The following is a 14,962-nucleotide window of genomic DNA, read 5'->3' as shown; positions in this document are numbered from 1 at the left end:
CCAGACGGTAGGGGGTGGTGGGTCAGCGGGTGTGGTAATTGGGCGCCTCAGCGACCATCTGGATGTCGTGCGGGTGGCTCTCCTTGAGCCCGGCCGCGGTGATCCGAATGAGCTGTCCGCGCTGGTGCAGCTCGGCGACGCTCTCCGCGCCGGCGTACCCCATCGCCAGGCGCAACCCGCCGACCAACTGGTGGGCGACCTGGGCGAGCGGGCCGCGGTACGGCACCTGACCCTCGACACCCTCGGGGACGAGCTTCTCGTCGCTGGTGACATCCTGCTGGAAGTAGCGGTCCTTCGAGTACGACCGGACCTGGCCCCGGGATTGCATCGCGCCCAGCGAGCCCATCCCCCGGTAGGCCTTGTACTGCTTGCCGTTGATGAAGATCAGCTCACCGGGACTCTCCGCGCAGCCCGCGAGCAGGCCGCCCAGCATCACCGTGTCCGCACCGGCCACGAGCGCCTTGGCGATGTCGCCGGAGTACTGGATGCCACCGTCACCGATGACCGGAACGCCGGCCGGCCGGGCCGCCCGGGCCGCCTCCATGATCGCGGTCACCTGCGGCACGCCGACGCCGGCCACGATCCGCGTCGTGCAGATCGCCCCCGGCCCGACCCCCACCTTGACCCCGTCCACACCGGCCTCGACGAGCGCCTTCGCCCCCGCGTAGGTGGCGACGTTACCGCCGACGACATCGACGCGGACGTCCTTCTTGATCCGGGCGACCATCTCCAGCACCGCCCGTTGGTGACCGTGCGCGGTGTCCACGATCAAGACGTCCACGCCGGCGTCCACCAGGGCGCGGGCCCGCTTGTACGCGTCCTCGCCCACACCGACGGCGGCGGCGACGCGGAGCCGACCGGCGGAGTCCTTGGTGGCGTTCGGATACTGCTCGCTCTTGGTGAAGTCCTTGACGGTGATCAGGCCCCGCAGCTTGCCGGTGCCGTCAACGATCGGCAGCTTCTCGACCTTGTGCTGGCGCAGCAGGCCGAGCGCGTCGTCCTTGCTGACGCCGACCGGGGCGGTGACCAGCGGGGTTCGGGTCATGATCTCGCGGACCGGCGTGGCCGGGTCGGAGACGAAACGCATGTCGCGGTTGGTGACGATGCCGACCAGTTGGCCGTCGCCGTCAACCACCGGCACACCGGAGATCCGGTACTGCCCGCAGAGCGTGTCCACGTCCTGAAGGGTGTCGTTCGGGCCCGCGGTCACCGGGTTGGTGATCATTCCGGACTCGGAGCGCTTCACCAGGTCGACCTGGAGCGCCTGGTCCTCCACGGAGAGATTGCGGTGCAGCACGCCGATCCCGCCCTGGCGAGCCATGGCGATCGCCATCCGGCCCTCCGTCACCGTGTCCATCGCGCTGGACAGCAGCGGGATGTTCAGCTCGACGCCGCGGGTCAGCTTCGTGCGGGTGTTCACCCGACTCGGCACGACATCCGACTCGCCCGGCTGGAGCAGCACATCGTCGAAGGTCAGACCGAGTGGAACCACCCGCGCCGAACCGGCGGGCAGCTCCGGCAGGTGACCGCCCAGCTCACCGCCATCTGCGTCGGTCGGTTGAACTGTGCTGGGCGAATTTTCCACGATTGCTCCCCTGAGCTGCTCGAACGGGCTTCAGCGAGGTGGCGCGGGCGGGCACCGGCAGAAACCGGGTAGCGGCGCTTCGCCCATCGTACCCATCGACTGGCCGCGCCCCCGCTGCCGGCGGGCAGGTCACGTACGCCCAGGGCAGGCAGGTCACCTCGGCCCAGGGCGGGCGGAGACCGGGCGTTGGGTCTACGGTGAGGGGGTGCACGACGAGCCCATCGATCCCTTCAATGGAGAGCCGGCCGACTCGACGGCGGGCCAGCCCGATTCCGGCGACGCCGAGCTCGATCCGCTGAGCGACGCCGAGCGGCAGGAGGTGCTGGAGGACCTCGCCGACCTGGAGATCTACCAGGCCCTGCTGGCACCGATCGGGGTACGCGGTCTGGTGATCAAGTGCGAGGATTGCCGGGAGCCGCACTACTTCGGCTGGGATCTACTTCGCGGCAACCTGCGTCATCTACTCAGCTCCGGGCACCCCCGGGTGCACGAGCCGGCGTACGACCCCGATCCGGATCACTACGTGACCTGGGACTACGCCCGCGGGTACGCCGACGGGGTGCACGACACCCTGAGCGAGGGCAGCGACGAGGAGCCGAACTCCAACCGCTGACCCGGGCGCTCGACCGGGTCTCGGGCCCGATCGATCCCGCATTCTCGACTGATCGACACCCGGAGCCGGGGCTGGTCGATCGACACGTCAGTGACGCATCAGGCGACCAATCCGGCGCGGAAGCCGGCGGCGACCGCGTGGGCACGGTCCCGGGCGCCGAGCTTGCGGAAGAGTCGCCGGGCGTGGGTCTTGACCGTGTCCTCGGAGACGAACAGCTCCCGGCCGATCTCGGCGTTGCTCTTGCCCTCGGCCATCCCCAGGAGCACCTGTAGCTCCCGCTCGGTCAGCCCGACCGCTGGCCGCGACTCCCGAGCTGGGCCGCCAGCTGGGACCACGGCGGGCTCACCCGCCGGGTCGGCGGGATCGTCGCCGCGCTGCACCGGTACGACCGTGGGCCCTCCACCAGATCCCTCGGCGGCCCCGGCCGGCCAACCCGACGGGGGGTCGGCGGGAGCCCGGCCGCCGGGAGTAGCGCGGACCGACCCGCCCACCGAAGCCGCGTCCCGGGCCGGATCGACCCGGTGGCGGTTGGCCCGCCCGGGGGCGGAGAGCAGCAGCAGCGCCTTCGCCACCGAGCTGGTGAGGTCGTGGTCGGCGCCCTGAATCAGCCCTCGGGCACCCGCGCTGATGGTCGCCGCCGCCGACTCGGACTCCTCGATACCCAGCAGCACCACCGCCGCCTGCGGCGCCCGGGCCAGGACCCGGCGAACGAACCCCGCACTGTCTGGCCGGGTCAGCGCCGTATCAACAAGCACCACGTCGGCGGGGCGTTCGGCGAGTCGCAGCATCACCTCCGGGTCGGAGACAGCAGTTCGCACCGCCCCAGACAGCCCCAGCCGCGCCGCGGCGGAGGTCAGGTGTTGCGCCGCCAAGGGCGTCCGAACGCACACGAGAACCGTACGCACAATGGTCTCCTCTCCGTCAACGAGCAGACCATGACGGAGTCCGGTCGGGAGGGGGTTCCCGCCAATCCTTCGAACTTTTCCGACAGTTGGGGCATTTGCCGCGAGTTGTCCGGGGTTCCGGTCCTGGGGGACCACCAAATGGACAGGCAGCACCACCAACCGGGCCACACCGAGGCACTGGCGCGGTTGGCGGCGAAGGACGGGGCGGGGGTCGGCGTGTTGGCCTGGCCGTGGTGGCCGCCGGCGCCGCCGGGTGAGGTGGCGGCGCTGCGGCGCCGGTTCTCTCCGACCGGACTCTCACCAGAGCCCAACGCGGTCAACGCACCCGCGTCGCGAGCGGCTCGCCACTCCAGGACTCAGCCTCGATGCGTAGGTTGCACTCCGCCGGGAACGTCCGCCGTTTCGGGCGTCCGCCCGGCTCGAGCAAGGCGCCGAAGCGAGCGCCGTTGCTACTTCGTGGGCTGGCGGGTTCCGGGGCAATCACCCCGACCGCCCATCGCCGTGTGTGGCGGGCAAGAGCTGCCCGGCCTTACACCGACCCGGGCACCACAGGCTGAGCACTGTGACTGAGGCGACATAGCTGCGCTCCCTTCTCAGCTGAACTACCGGGAGGCGTGCCAACCGGACCGTCGGCACACCCGGGCCCGGCTCCGGACCCTCTCCGCCGGCAGCTGGGCTTTCCCCCGCACGGTGGCGTCAACCCCGCGATCTGTTGCGCGCCAGCTCAATGCCAGTGGTCGCGCCGGGTAGATATCAGTGGCATCGGGCGTGAGGCGGTGCTGGCGCGGGGCTGGCCACACTGTTAGGGGTCCAACCAAGGGTGGCCCAGTCGTGGCGGCTGTCCCATCCGTGGTCAATCTCCTGCAGCGAGGTCCAGCGGTAGTACCCGGATGGCGGCCGGGTGCCACCATCGGTAGCGATCCACCCGCAGCCCGGCAGAACGCGCTTCGCGGGAGTGCCGCCGCGGCACAGCACTCCTCGGATCTGGCCCGGTAAGTATCCTTGATTGCTTGCCAAACTATTTTGAGGTTGGCCGCGGCTGCACCGCAAATCAACGTTGCAATGGTCCTCAATCTGGGACGCCCGCAGTCCTGGCGGAAAACCAACGGATATGGCTGACCTACGGAGACGCAGGGGGCGATGATGTCGCAGCGATGGTCTCCACTACGTTCACGACGGATTTGTCCGGTAAACGTAGTGGAGGACGCTACTGATCCTGTCGCGCGCCGATGCCGGCATCACCTGGGCGGTTAATGCGTTGCGTCGGTCGAAAAGGGCGGCAAGGATTGTCGACATGCCGCAGGTGGAGATCGATATTCGGCCCTACGCCAACGACGACTGGGATGCGATCGCGCGCATTCACGATGCCGCGCGACGTGACGAGTTACGCGGATCCGCCGGGGTCGAGGCTTTCCTGACCCTTGCGCAGACCGCCGAGCGAGAAGGGCTTTTCGACGGGCACCTGTGGGTGGCAGAGGCCGGTGGCAGCGTAGCCGGCTTCGTCGCACTCGACGACGACGAAGTAACCTGGCTGTACGTCGACCCGCAACGCTACCGGCAGGGAATCGGCAGGGCGCTGCTCGGCCACGCGGTCGCCGCAGCCGGGCCCCGGGTCGAGGTCACCGTCCTCGACGGTAACCCGGCCGCCGAGGCGCTCTACGCCAGCGAGGGGTTCACCGTCACGCAGACCCGGACCGGCCCGCTGGTCGGCAACGAGACGTTCACCGCCACCGGTCACATCATGCACCTCGACAAGCCCGACGCGCCACCGGACGAACGTCGGGTGCCGACCGTCGACACGGTGTGACCGGCCGACCCTCCTCGGCCGGTGAGGGTGTTCACGCGGCGACGGCACCGCCGTCACGTGGCGGCCAACCGGACTGGCTCCGTTACGTGGGCAGCGCATGACCACCTACCCTGCCGGAATCGGGCCGCTAAGTGTGGTCCTCATCGCCCATGCCAGGGGTCGCAACGCGGTTTTCCGCCAACCCAGTACGAACCATCTACCCGGCAGTCCTCACGATGCCTTCGCCTGGCGACGCCCAGAGACGGCTGTTGGCCGGCACCCGAACCGGGTGCCGGCCAACAGTTTCTTTCCCCCTTGGTTGGGTCAGGTCTGTGGGCGGGGGGTGTGGTGCTGCGGTGGGGTCAGTTGGTCCAGTGCGCGGCGACGAGGTCGGCGGCCTGGGTCTCCCACTGGGCGTAGTGGAACGGGTAGGCCGACACCTGGACCTTCTGGGCGGCTTCGGTCAACGGCAGTTCCTGCCAGCCGTCGACCTGCTTGAGCCCGTTGAGGAAGGCGGTGGTGGAGTACTCGGGGTCGGTGATCTGCTCCACGCTGCCCCAACCGGAGGAGGGGCGCTGCTGGAACAGGCCCTGCGAGTCGTGGTCGTTACGCGCACCCAGGTGACCCAGGTTCTCCAGCTTCGACTCCTGCAAGCTGGTAGCGATCGCCACCACGGCGGCGCGTTCGTCCATGCCGGCCTTCTTCGTGGCCTCGATGATCGCCTTCACATTCGATACCTGCTCGTCGCCCAGGTCGATGCGGGACTGCTTGCCCTGGGTGCCGTGCGGGATCAGCGTGTCCATGTCCGGCTTGTCCACCTGCACGGCAGCGGCGGCGGCGGGGGTGGTGTCGGTGAGGGTGGCCAGGGGGCCGGCGACGACACCGGTGGACAGGGCCAGACCAGCGATACCAAGCACACTACGACGCAGAATCGTGTTCACCATGGGGGTTGCTCCATTCGGGGGTCGACACCCATCACGCACGCCCGAAGGGGGTCAGGCGGCAACAGGGTGCAAGCACCGTCCGGCGCTCAAAGAACAGGAAAGAAAAGATCGGCTACCGCGGTCCGGGGACACGCACGGCGCCGGGTCCAGATGTAACGACCGGCGGACCGCCACCATTCCGGGGCTCACGCACGCCCGGCATCCGCCATCGGCGGGGCGCTTCCACGGCCGTACGCAGGGTGTAACGCCCCGACGGCCGCCGAGATTCCACCACCACGGTGCCCCCGACCACACCCCACACAGGCATCAACCAGACACTGATGACACCCCTCTCAAGGCATAGGCCTCTCGCGACGTAGACATCAAACGGCTACGAGCCCTGTCGGTGATCAACCGCGGTAAACGAAGACACTCCGGAGCGGACCAGCTTCTGAGCAGGCCGGAACTGGATCTAGCATGAGGCGCCATCCGAAGTACCTCTGCCGGCTGCGCGGGCCGTCCCGGGCGGTGGGCCTTAGGTACGGCTGTTGGCCGGCACCCGGTTCGGGTGCCGGCCAGCAGCGTGTTTTCCTCTTGGCGCAGTGTTGACTGTGCTGGTTTAGCTGGTGCTGTACTCGCTGCCTAGCCTGGCGGTGTGGTCAGCGATCCGGTTGGCTCACTTGTTGAGCCGCCACTGGTCCACGGTCTCGCCTCGGAGAACGCTGAGTAGTGCCTCTTTGTTCTCGAAGCTGGTGACCTTGTCCCGGTCTTCGCTCAGGTGGATGTGCCAGAGGTGTGATGGGTCGGAGGTGGCGGCTTCGTCCTTGCGGAAGTCCCAGCCTTCCACCTCGTTGTCGCTGTCGGCCTGTCCGAAGAACTCACGCCAGCCGTCCAGGCGAGGATCGTCGGGGTCCTGGCCGGAGGCGAGCAGGCGGCTGGAGTACTCGGCGATGTTGGTGGCCTCCGAGAAGGTCCAGTCGTAGGCGGCGGCCTTGTCCGAGGGTCCGCCCTGGTCGTTGTCGTCTAGGACGGAGTAGTCGGTGGGGCTGTTGGCTACGCGGGTGTTGTGGTAGCCGGGCTTGTCGGTGTAGACACCGCCGTCGGCCGTGCCGGGCTGCAACTTCAGCAGTTCCTCCTGCAGCCACGACGAGGCCTCGGCCACCTTGTCCGGGTTGCCGGCAGCGGTTGCGGGCGTGGCGCCCACCGCGAAGGCTCCGCCCAGGGTCGCGGACGCGGCCAGGGCCAGCACACTACGACGCAGAATCGTGTTCATGAGAATGCTCCATTCGGGGGTCGACACCCCACACGCACCCAAAAGGGGAGGGGCGCAGGGTGCGAGCACCGTCCGGCGCTCAACAGAAAAGGGGGGGGGGGGGGGAAGGAAGTTCCTCGGCTACCGCGGTCCGGGGGACACCCACGGTGCCGGGTCCAGGTGTAACGACCGGCGGGCCGCCACCATTTCCGGGGCCTCACCCACCCCACCGGTGGGTCGCTTCCTCGGTCGTACGCAGGGTGTAACGCTCCGACGCCGGCCGGGATTCCGCCCACCACCATGCCCCCGACCACACGCCACACGGGCATGATGGGGATATCAGTGACGATGGCCTAACCGGGTGCCGCACTCACCCATCGCGCGGCAAGATATGTGGCCATTGCGCAGGCTCAGCGCCAATTTCCCGTCATTACACGTACACCTTCTCTACCTATAGGTCGTTCCAGCAGTGGCGCGCAGACCACCTCGACACCGAACGCGAACTCCGCGCCACCGGAGTCCTCCACGCCGACCACCGCCCCGACACCGTCGCGGTCAACCCCGAAGTCCTCTACGGCCTGCGCTACCGCAGCACCCCACCGGCTTCCGACCGCCGGACATTCAGCCGGCACCCGCCCGGACAGAAACTCGGCGTATCCAGGACATTTAGCTGACGCACAACACGATCACTCCCGACCGGCCTGCGCCGGTACCGGGAACGACTCCGCGGCGAGACGGCGTACTGGCGGGTCAGCCAACCGTGACGCGCATCGTGTGCCAACCGGTCGCGCCGTCCGGAGCCACCGGCGCGCTCCGGCCGGTCTGCGTCTCACCGGTCACGTCGGTGGCCCGAACCTGAAGCGTGTGCTCCCCCGGCGTCGCATCCCACCGCCACGACCACTGCACCCAGGTATCCACCGAGACCGTCGGCGCGAGGTCCGCCTCCCGCCAGGGCCCCTCGTCCACCCGGACCTCCACCCGCCGGATGCCCCGGTGCTGCGCCCAGGCGACACCGGCGACAACCACCTCCCCCGCCACCAGCCGGCTCCGCCGCCGGGGCGTGTCGATCCGCGACTGGGTCTTCACCGGGCCCTGCGCCGACCAGCCGCGCGGCACCCAGTACGCGTCGAAGTCCGCGAAGCTGGTCAACTCCAACTCGGTGACCCACTTACAGGCCGACACATAGCCGTACAGGCCCGGCACCACCATCCGGACCGGGAAGCCGTGCTCGACCGGCAGCGGCTCACCGTTCATACCGACCGCCAGCAGCGCGTCCCGCCCGTCCCGCAGCACTGCCGTGGGGGTGCCGCAGGTCCAGCCGTCGACCGACCGCCCAACCACCTGATCCGCGCCCGGCAGCGGATCCGCCTCGGCCAACAGCTCCCGCAGCGGCACCCCCAGCCAGCGGGCATTGCCGATCAGGTCACCGCCGACCTCGTTCGACACGCAGGCCAACGTGACATACCGCTCGACCAGCGGCCGGGCCAGCAGGTCGGCGAAGCTGAGGGTGATCGGGTTACGGACCCGGCCGTGGATGCGCAACTGCCAGGTGGCCGGATCAACCTGCGGCACCACCAGGGCGGTGTCGATCCGGTAGAAGCCGGATCTGGGCGTGACGTAGGAGGCGAGCTGCGGCAGATCCAGATCGGCACCGGCCGGCACCGCGGCGGCCGGCGAGGCCGGGGCCGGCAGCACGACCGCCGCCCGGGCCGCCGACACTCCCCGCCGGCCACTCAGCCACCGGCCGCCGACACCGGCTGCCCCCGCCGCACCGAGCAGCAGCCCACTCGCGGTGAGGAACCGTCGCCGGGACTCCGGACTCGGCCCCACGGCCTGCTCCCGGGCAGCCGACCCGGAACCCGGCGCACCGGAATCGGCCGGCGGGGTGGGGACGGACCAAGGCCAGGGATCCCACTCCAACGGGCCCTGGATGAACGCCCAGAGCACCAACCCACCGAGGCTGCCCCCGGCCAGCGCCGGCAGAGCGTCGGCGAATTCCGCGCCGGCCCGGGTCAGGGCGGCGAACGCCCCCAGCGCCGTGAACGCCGTGACACCGGCAAACCCGTACGCCAGGTGCCGCCGGGACAGGACGCCGAGCAGTGCGGCGAAGCCGGCCAACAGCAGGGCCGTCCCCACCAGCAGCGCGACCTTGTCGTAGCTGCCGAACAGCGCGATGCCGAACTGTTTGAGTGGCTCCGGCACGGTGTCGACCACCAGCCCGCCGACGGCTACCAGGGGAGCGGAACGGGGGCCGGTCAACACCGCGACGAGCTCCGCCGCGCCGATCGCCACCGCAGCGGCGATCACCCCGGCCAAAGCGGCGTGGCGATAGGTCGTACTGGTCACGCGGACCAGTGTTTCCAATCTCGGTCCGCGTCGGTAGTCACGTCAGCGTTCCGTAAGCAGTCCGGAAGACGCGTCGGGGCGCGTCGCCACTGTGGACGACGCGCCCCGACCGAGCGTCCGGCGTGGGTCAGAAACCCGGGCCGTGCTGGTGGCCGTGGCCGTGGCCACCCGCGGCCGGCTCCGGCTCCTGCGGCTTGTCCACCACGAGGCTCTCGGTGGTGAGCAGCAGGCCCGCGATCGACGCGGCGTTGGCGACGGCGTTACGGGTCACCTTCACCGGGTCGAGAATGCCAGCCTTGGCCAGGTCGACGTACTCGCCGGTGGCCGCGTCAAGGCCGTGGCCCCAGTCCTTGTCAACGACCTTCTGCACCACCACGTAGCCGTCGTGGCCAGCGTTCTGGGCGATCCAGCGCAGCGGCTCGACCAGCGCCTTGCGCACGATCGAGACGCCGACCTTCTCGTCCCCGGTGAGGCCGAGGTCACCATCGAGCGCCGGCAGGACCTGGGCCAGGGCGGCACCGCCGCCGGGCACCGTGCCCTCCTCGACCGCGGCCTTGGTGGCGGCGATGGCGTCCTCGATGCGGTGCTTGCGCTCCTTCATCTCGACCTCGGTCGCCGCACCCGCCCGGATCACGGCGACGCCGCCGGAGAGCTTGGCCAGCCGCTCGGCGAGCTTCTCCCGGTCCCACTCGGAGTCCGATGCCTCGATCTCCTTGCGGATCTGGGCGACCCGGTCCGCGGCGTCGGCGGCCTTGCCGCCGCCGTCAACGACGGTGGTGTTCTCCTTGTCGACCACCACCCGCCGAGCGGTGCCGAGCACCTCCAGCCCGACCTGGTCAAGCTTGTAGCCCAGCTCGGGGGCGACCAGCTCGGCGCCGGTCAGGATCGCCATGTCCTGCAGCATCGCCTTGCGGCGGTCGCCGAAGCCGGGAGCCTTCACCGCGCAGACCTTCATGGTCTTGCGGAGCGCGTTGACCACCAACGTGGACAACGCCTGGCCCTCGACGTCCTCGGCGATGATGAGCAGCGGCTTGCTCTCCTGGAGAACCTTCTCCAGCAGCGGCAGCAGCTCCTCGATCGCCGAGATCTTCTGCGTGGTGATGAGGATGTACGGGTCCTCGAGGACCGACTCCTGCCCCTCCGCGTCAGTGACGAAGTTGGGCGAGATGAAGCCCTTGTCGAACTGGAGACCCTCGGTCACGTCCAGCTCGGTGGCGAGGGTGGAGCCCTCCTCGACGGTGATGACACCGTCGCGGCCGACCCGCTCCATCGCCTCGGCGATGAGCTCACCGATCGTGGAGTCCTGCGCGGAGACGGTCGCGACGTGCGCGATCGCCGCCTTGTCCGACACCTCGACGGCCTTGCCGAGCAGCGCCTCGGAGACCTTGGTGGCCGCCGCGTCGATGCCCCGCTTGAGGCCGGTCGGGTTGGCGCCGGCCGCCACGTTGCGCAGGCCCTCCCGGACCAGCGCCTGGGCCAGCACGGTGGCGGTGGTGGTCCCGTCGCCGGCGACGTCGTTGGTCTTGGTCGCCACCTCCTTGACCAACTGCGCGCCGAGGTTTTCGTGCGGGTCGGTGAGCTCGATCTCCTTGGCGATCGTCACGCCGTCGTTGGTGATCGTGGGTGCACCAAACTTCTTGTCCAGGACGACGTTGCGCCCGCGGGGGCCGAGGGTGACCTTGACCGCATCCGCGAGGGCGTTGACACCGTGCTCCAGCTGGTGCCGAGCGTCGTCCGAGAAGCTCAGGATCTTCGCCATGAATGTCCCTTCGAAGCGTCGTCGCCCCGGCCCGGCGAGCCGGACCGGGGCGACGACACTGCTCTCGGTTACCTACTTCTCGATGACCGCGAGGACGTCGCGGGCGGAGAGCACCAGGTACTCCTCGCCGGCGTACTTGACCTCGGTGCCGCCGTACTTCGAGTAGAGGACGGTGTCGCCGACCTTGACGTCGATCGGCACACGGTTGCCCTTGTCGTCGATCCGGCCCGGGCCGACAGCGAGGACAGTGCCCTCCTGCGGCTTCTCCTTGGCGGTGTCGGGAATCACGATGCCCGACGCCGTGGTGGTCTCAGCCTCATTCGCCTGGACCACGATGCGGTCCTCGAGCGGCTTGATCGCAACCTTGGTCGCGGTAGTCACGGGCATACCCTCCTGGGGTACTTGGTTTCGTTGCCAACCGGTAAATCGGCCAGCTCAATCTGCCACATGCCACCGGGCGGGGCCGTCGTCGCGGGTGCCGGTCCGCCTGGCGTTAACCTGCCGGGCACCAGGGCCCGGAGGTTGGCACCCTCAGGTTGAGAGTGCTAATCGCAGGTTATTCCTCGGCTAGCACTCCGTCAAGGAGAGTGCCAACGAACCGCCCAACGCGTCGCGCGGACGAGTGAGGTGGGCCGGCACACGCCCGGCGGCACCCCGACTCCGCTCCCCGCGTACCAGCCGGAAGAATGGCGGGGTGGACCTGGGACAGCTGGCGCGGCTGCGTACCCCCGCGGGGTCGGCAGCGCTCGCGGCGGCGACCGAGGTGGCCGGCGGCGACCCGCTGGCCGCGGCGGCGGCGCTTCGCTCTGCCGGGCTTCCGGCCGACCTGGCCGCGGCGGCGCTGACCCAGGCCGAGCTGCGCCGTCGTGCGGTGGGCAAGTTCGGTCCGGGAGCGGCCGACCTGTTCTTCACCCGGGCCGGCCTGGAGCAGGCAACCCGTCAGGTGGTGGCACGGCGACGCGCCGAACGGGTGCACGCCAGCGGCGTCCGCGCCCTGGCCGACCTCGGCTGCGGAATCGGCGCCGACGCACTCGCCGCCGCCCGGGCCGGGATCCGGGTGTACGGAGTGGAGGCTGACCCGCTCACCGCCGCGACCGCCACCGCGAACGCCGAGGCCGCCGGCCTCGCCGAACGCTTCACCGTCACCCAGGGGGACGCGACCACCTTCGATCTCAGCCAGGTGGACGGGGTCTTCTGTGACCCCGCCCGCCGGGCCTCCGGTCGACGGATCTTCAACCCGAACGCCTACTCCCCACCCTGGGACTTCGTGCTCTCCCTGACCGAGCGGGTGCCGCGGACGGTGGTCAAGGTGGCACCCGGCCTGGATCACGCACTGATCCCACCCGGCGCGGAGGCGGAGTGGGTCAGCGTCAACGGCGACCTGGTCGAGGCCGCCCTGTGGTGCGGCGAGTTCGCGACGGTGGCCCGCCGCGCGACCGTGCTGCGAGAGGAGCCGCCAACCGCCACCACCGGCCCGGTCGGACCCGCCACGCGGGTACACGAGCTGACCGGCTCCCGCGTCGCCGAAGCCCCGGTCGGGCCGGTTCGCCGCTACGTCTACGACCCGGACCCGGCGGTGGTCCGCGCGCACCTCGTCGCCGAGCTGGCCGGCGCCCTCGACGCCACCCTCGCCGACCCGACGATCGCCTACCTGTACGCCGACACTCCCACGCCAACCCCCTTCGCCCGCTGCCTGGAGATCACCGACGTGCTGCCGTTCTCGCTGAAGCGGCTTCGCGCCCTGCTGCGCGAGCGGCGGGTCGGCCGGGTGGAGATCCGCAAGCGGGGCTCAGCCCTCGAGCCGGAGAAGCTCCGCCGCGATCTGCGGTTGACCGGCGACCAGCCGGCGAGCCTCGTGCTGACCCGGGTGGACGGCGCTCCCACGGTGCTGATCTGCCGTCCGGCCACCAACTAGGCTGAGGGTGTGGCGCGACGACAGGTGACACCGGCGACCACGCTGCTGAACCAGCGGAAAGTCAGGTACCGCACCCATCCGTACGACGTCCCGGCGGACGCCCCGAACTACGGAGCACTTGTTGCGGCGACGCTCGGCCTGCCGGCGGACCGCGTGTTCAAGTCACTGGTAGCCGTGGCCGATGGCGCGCTCACCATCGTGGTCGTCCCGGTGACCAGCGAACTCGGCCTCAAAGCCCTGGCCGCCGCGCTAGGCGCCAAACGGGCCGGGCTGGCCGACCGGGCCACGGCCGAACGTGCCACCGGATATGTGCGCGGCGGCATCAGTCCGCTCGGACAGCGACGCAACCTGCCGACCGTGCTCGACGAAAGCGCCCTTCACCACGAGACCATCTACGTCTCGGCTGGCCGCCGGGGGCTCCAGCTGGAACTGGCCCCGCAGGACCTGGTCACCCTCACCAACGCCCGCACGGCACGGGTCGCCTCCCCCTAGACCGGGACCCGCCAACGCCTACTGGGGCCCGCGGCGGTGCCGGCCGAGGTCTACACCGCCGGCACCGAGGCGATTCTGGGGCGCGCGCCCCCGAAGTGACCCCAGGCCGGTGACCGCACCGGGCAAGGACACGGCAGACCAGGCGCCGTCACAGCCCAAGACCACGACGTTGCCGAATTGTTACTGCCGACAACAAACTCATGACCTCGCCACTCTTGTGTCGTCCAGGGATCGCGGAATAGGTTGCCGGGCACAACAAACCATCCCCCAATCCCCCACCTGGAAAGGACCCTGCAGATGCGCAAGGGTTTCCTCGCCGCTGCGACCGTCGGCCTCCTGGCCACCGGCAGCATGGCGGCCTGTGGCGACAACTCCGACGAGGAGTCGGCCGGCAAGACCCCCAAGGTCGGCGTGATTCTCCCGGACAGCAAGTCCTCCGCCCGCTGGGAGGGCGCGGACCGCACGTTTCTGGAGGACGCCTTCAAGGAGGCTGGCGTCGAGGCCGACATCCAGAACGCGCAGGGTGACAAGACCCAGTTCCAGACCATCGCCGACCAGATGATCACCCAGGGAGTCACCGCCCTGATGATCGTCAACCTGGACTCCGGCACCGGCAAGGCCGTCCTCGACAAGGCCAAGTCGCAGGGGGTCGCCACCATCGACTACGACCGCCTGACCCTCGGCGGCTCGGCGGAGTACTACGTCAGCTTCGACAACGAGGCCGTCGGCAAGCTCCAGGGCGAGGGACTGGTCAAGTGCCTCTCCGACGGCGGCGTGCAGAACCCGTCGATCGTGTACCTGAACGGCGCGCCGACCGACAACAACGCCACCCTGTTCAAGAACGGGTACGACTCGGTCCTGAAGCCGAAGTTCGACGCCGGCGAGTACCAGCAGGTCGCGGACGACTCCGTGCCGGACTGGGACAACGCGCAGGCCGCCACGATCTTCGAGCAGCAGCTCACCAAGTCCGGCGGCAAGATCGACGGGGTGCTCGCGGCGAACGACGGACTCGGGAACGCCGCCATTTCAGTGCTGAAGAAGAACAAGCTCAACGGCAAGGTCCCGGTCACCGGCCAGGACGCCACCCCGCAGGGCCTACAGAACATCCTCGCCGGAGACCAGTGCATGACCGTCTACAAGGCGATCAAGCAAGAGGCTGCTGCCGCCGCCGAACTGGCCATCTCGCTGGCCAAGGGGGAGCGGAAGGAGACCGGCCAGACCATCAAGGACCCGGAGAGCGGCCGGGATGTGCCCGCCGTGCTGCTCACCCCCCAGGCGATCTACCAGGAGAACGTCAAGGACGTCATCGCCGACGGCTTCGTGACCAAGGACGAGGTCTGCACCGAGGCGTACGCCGAGCTCTGCGCGAGCGCCGGCATCAGCTGA

General features: G+C 69.6%; 13 protein-coding genes. 5 read left to right on the top strand and 8 right to left on the bottom strand.

Annotated features, from left to right (window positions below):
- Positions 1–22 precede the first annotated feature (22 nt).
- Positions 23–1,585, bottom strand: a complete 1,563-nt coding sequence (gene guaB, locus AC1UKG_RS22670) for an IMP dehydrogenase (RefSeq protein ID WP_018744229.1) — start codon at positions 1,583–1,585, stop codon at positions 23–25.
- Positions 1,586–1,790: 205 nt separating this feature from the next.
- Here guaB and AC1UKG_RS22665 point away from each other — a divergent pair, with 205 nt between their 5' ends.
- Complete coding sequence (locus tag AC1UKG_RS22665) at positions 1,791–2,198, top strand: DUF5319 domain-containing protein (protein ID WP_018744230.1); 408 nt, start codon at positions 1,791–1,793, stop codon at positions 2,196–2,198.
- 98 nt (positions 2,199–2,296) lie between these two features.
- Here AC1UKG_RS22665 and AC1UKG_RS22660 read toward each other — a convergent pair whose 3' ends face one another.
- Positions 2,297–3,103, bottom strand: a complete 807-nt coding sequence (locus AC1UKG_RS22660; RefSeq protein ID WP_018814020.1) for a response regulator transcription factor — start codon at positions 3,101–3,103, stop codon at positions 2,297–2,299.
- A gap of 1,294 nt (positions 3,104–4,397) precedes the next feature.
- Between AC1UKG_RS22660 and AC1UKG_RS22655 the strand changes: the two genes are divergently transcribed.
- On the top strand, positions 4,398–4,910 hold the full coding sequence (locus AC1UKG_RS22655; RefSeq protein ID WP_018814022.1) for a GNAT family N-acetyltransferase: 513 nt from the start codon (positions 4,398–4,400) through the stop codon (positions 4,908–4,910).
- A 341-nt stretch (positions 4,911–5,251) separates the two neighbouring features.
- Here AC1UKG_RS22655 and AC1UKG_RS22650 read toward each other — a convergent pair whose 3' ends face one another.
- From AC1UKG_RS22650 to groES, 6 genes are all read right to left on the bottom strand, one after another.
- Positions 5,252–5,833: a hypothetical protein gene (locus AC1UKG_RS22650; protein ID WP_482643047.1), complete on the bottom strand. Its 582-nt coding sequence runs from the start codon at positions 5,831–5,833 to the stop codon at positions 5,252–5,254.
- Positions 5,834–6,488: 655 nt separating this feature from the next.
- Entirely contained in the window at positions 6,489–7,085 is a 597-nt protein-coding gene (locus AC1UKG_RS22645; protein WP_018729777.1) for a hypothetical protein, read from the bottom strand.
- Positions 7,086–7,474: 389 nt separating this feature from the next.
- Positions 7,475–7,696 carry a hypothetical protein gene (locus AC1UKG_RS22640; protein ID WP_155244542.1) on the bottom strand — a complete coding sequence of 74 codons (222 nt, stop codon included), beginning with the start codon at positions 7,694–7,696 and terminating at the stop codon, positions 7,475–7,477.
- Positions 7,697–7,814: 118 nt separating this feature from the next.
- Positions 7,815–9,410 (bottom strand): molybdopterin-dependent oxidoreductase, encoded by a 1,596-nt coding sequence (locus tag AC1UKG_RS22635; RefSeq protein WP_018815526.1) that lies wholly within the window; start codon positions 9,408–9,410, stop codon positions 7,815–7,817.
- A 127-nt stretch (positions 9,411–9,537) separates the two neighbouring features.
- Positions 9,538–11,169 carry a chaperonin GroEL gene (gene groL / locus AC1UKG_RS22630; protein WP_018744604.1) on the bottom strand — a complete coding sequence of 544 codons (1,632 nt, stop codon included), beginning with the start codon at positions 11,167–11,169 and terminating at the stop codon, positions 9,538–9,540.
- A 72-nt stretch (positions 11,170–11,241) separates the two neighbouring features.
- Positions 11,242–11,556 carry a co-chaperone GroES gene (gene groES, locus AC1UKG_RS22625; protein ID WP_018222648.1) on the bottom strand — a complete coding sequence of 105 codons (315 nt, stop codon included), beginning with the start codon at positions 11,554–11,556 and terminating at the stop codon, positions 11,242–11,244.
- Between the two features lie 307 nt (positions 11,557–11,863).
- Here groES and AC1UKG_RS22620 point away from each other — a divergent pair, with 307 nt between their 5' ends.
- The 3 genes from AC1UKG_RS22620 (at position 11,864) to AC1UKG_RS22610 (ending at position 14,962) form a co-directional block, all read left to right on the top strand.
- On the top strand, positions 11,864–13,084 hold the full coding sequence (locus AC1UKG_RS22620; protein ID WP_018744605.1) for a class I SAM-dependent methyltransferase: 1,221 nt from the start codon (positions 11,864–11,866) through the stop codon (positions 13,082–13,084).
- A 9-nt stretch (positions 13,085–13,093) separates the two neighbouring features.
- The gene (ybaK, locus tag AC1UKG_RS22615) at positions 13,094–13,576 is read left to right on the top strand and encodes a Cys-tRNA(Pro) deacylase (protein ID WP_018744606.1); all 483 of its coding nucleotides are present in this window, start codon (positions 13,094–13,096) and stop codon (positions 13,574–13,576) included.
- 297 nt (positions 13,577–13,873) lie between these two features.
- Positions 13,874–14,962 carry a substrate-binding domain-containing protein gene (locus tag AC1UKG_RS22610; RefSeq protein WP_018744607.1) on the top strand — a complete coding sequence of 363 codons (1,089 nt, stop codon included), beginning with the start codon at positions 13,874–13,876 and terminating at the stop codon, positions 14,960–14,962.

This window comes from Salinispora sp. CH2A1_6 (assembly GCF_056820975.1).
Note: the sequence above shows the minus strand (reverse complement) of the source record. Positions and strands in the feature narration are given on the sequence as shown.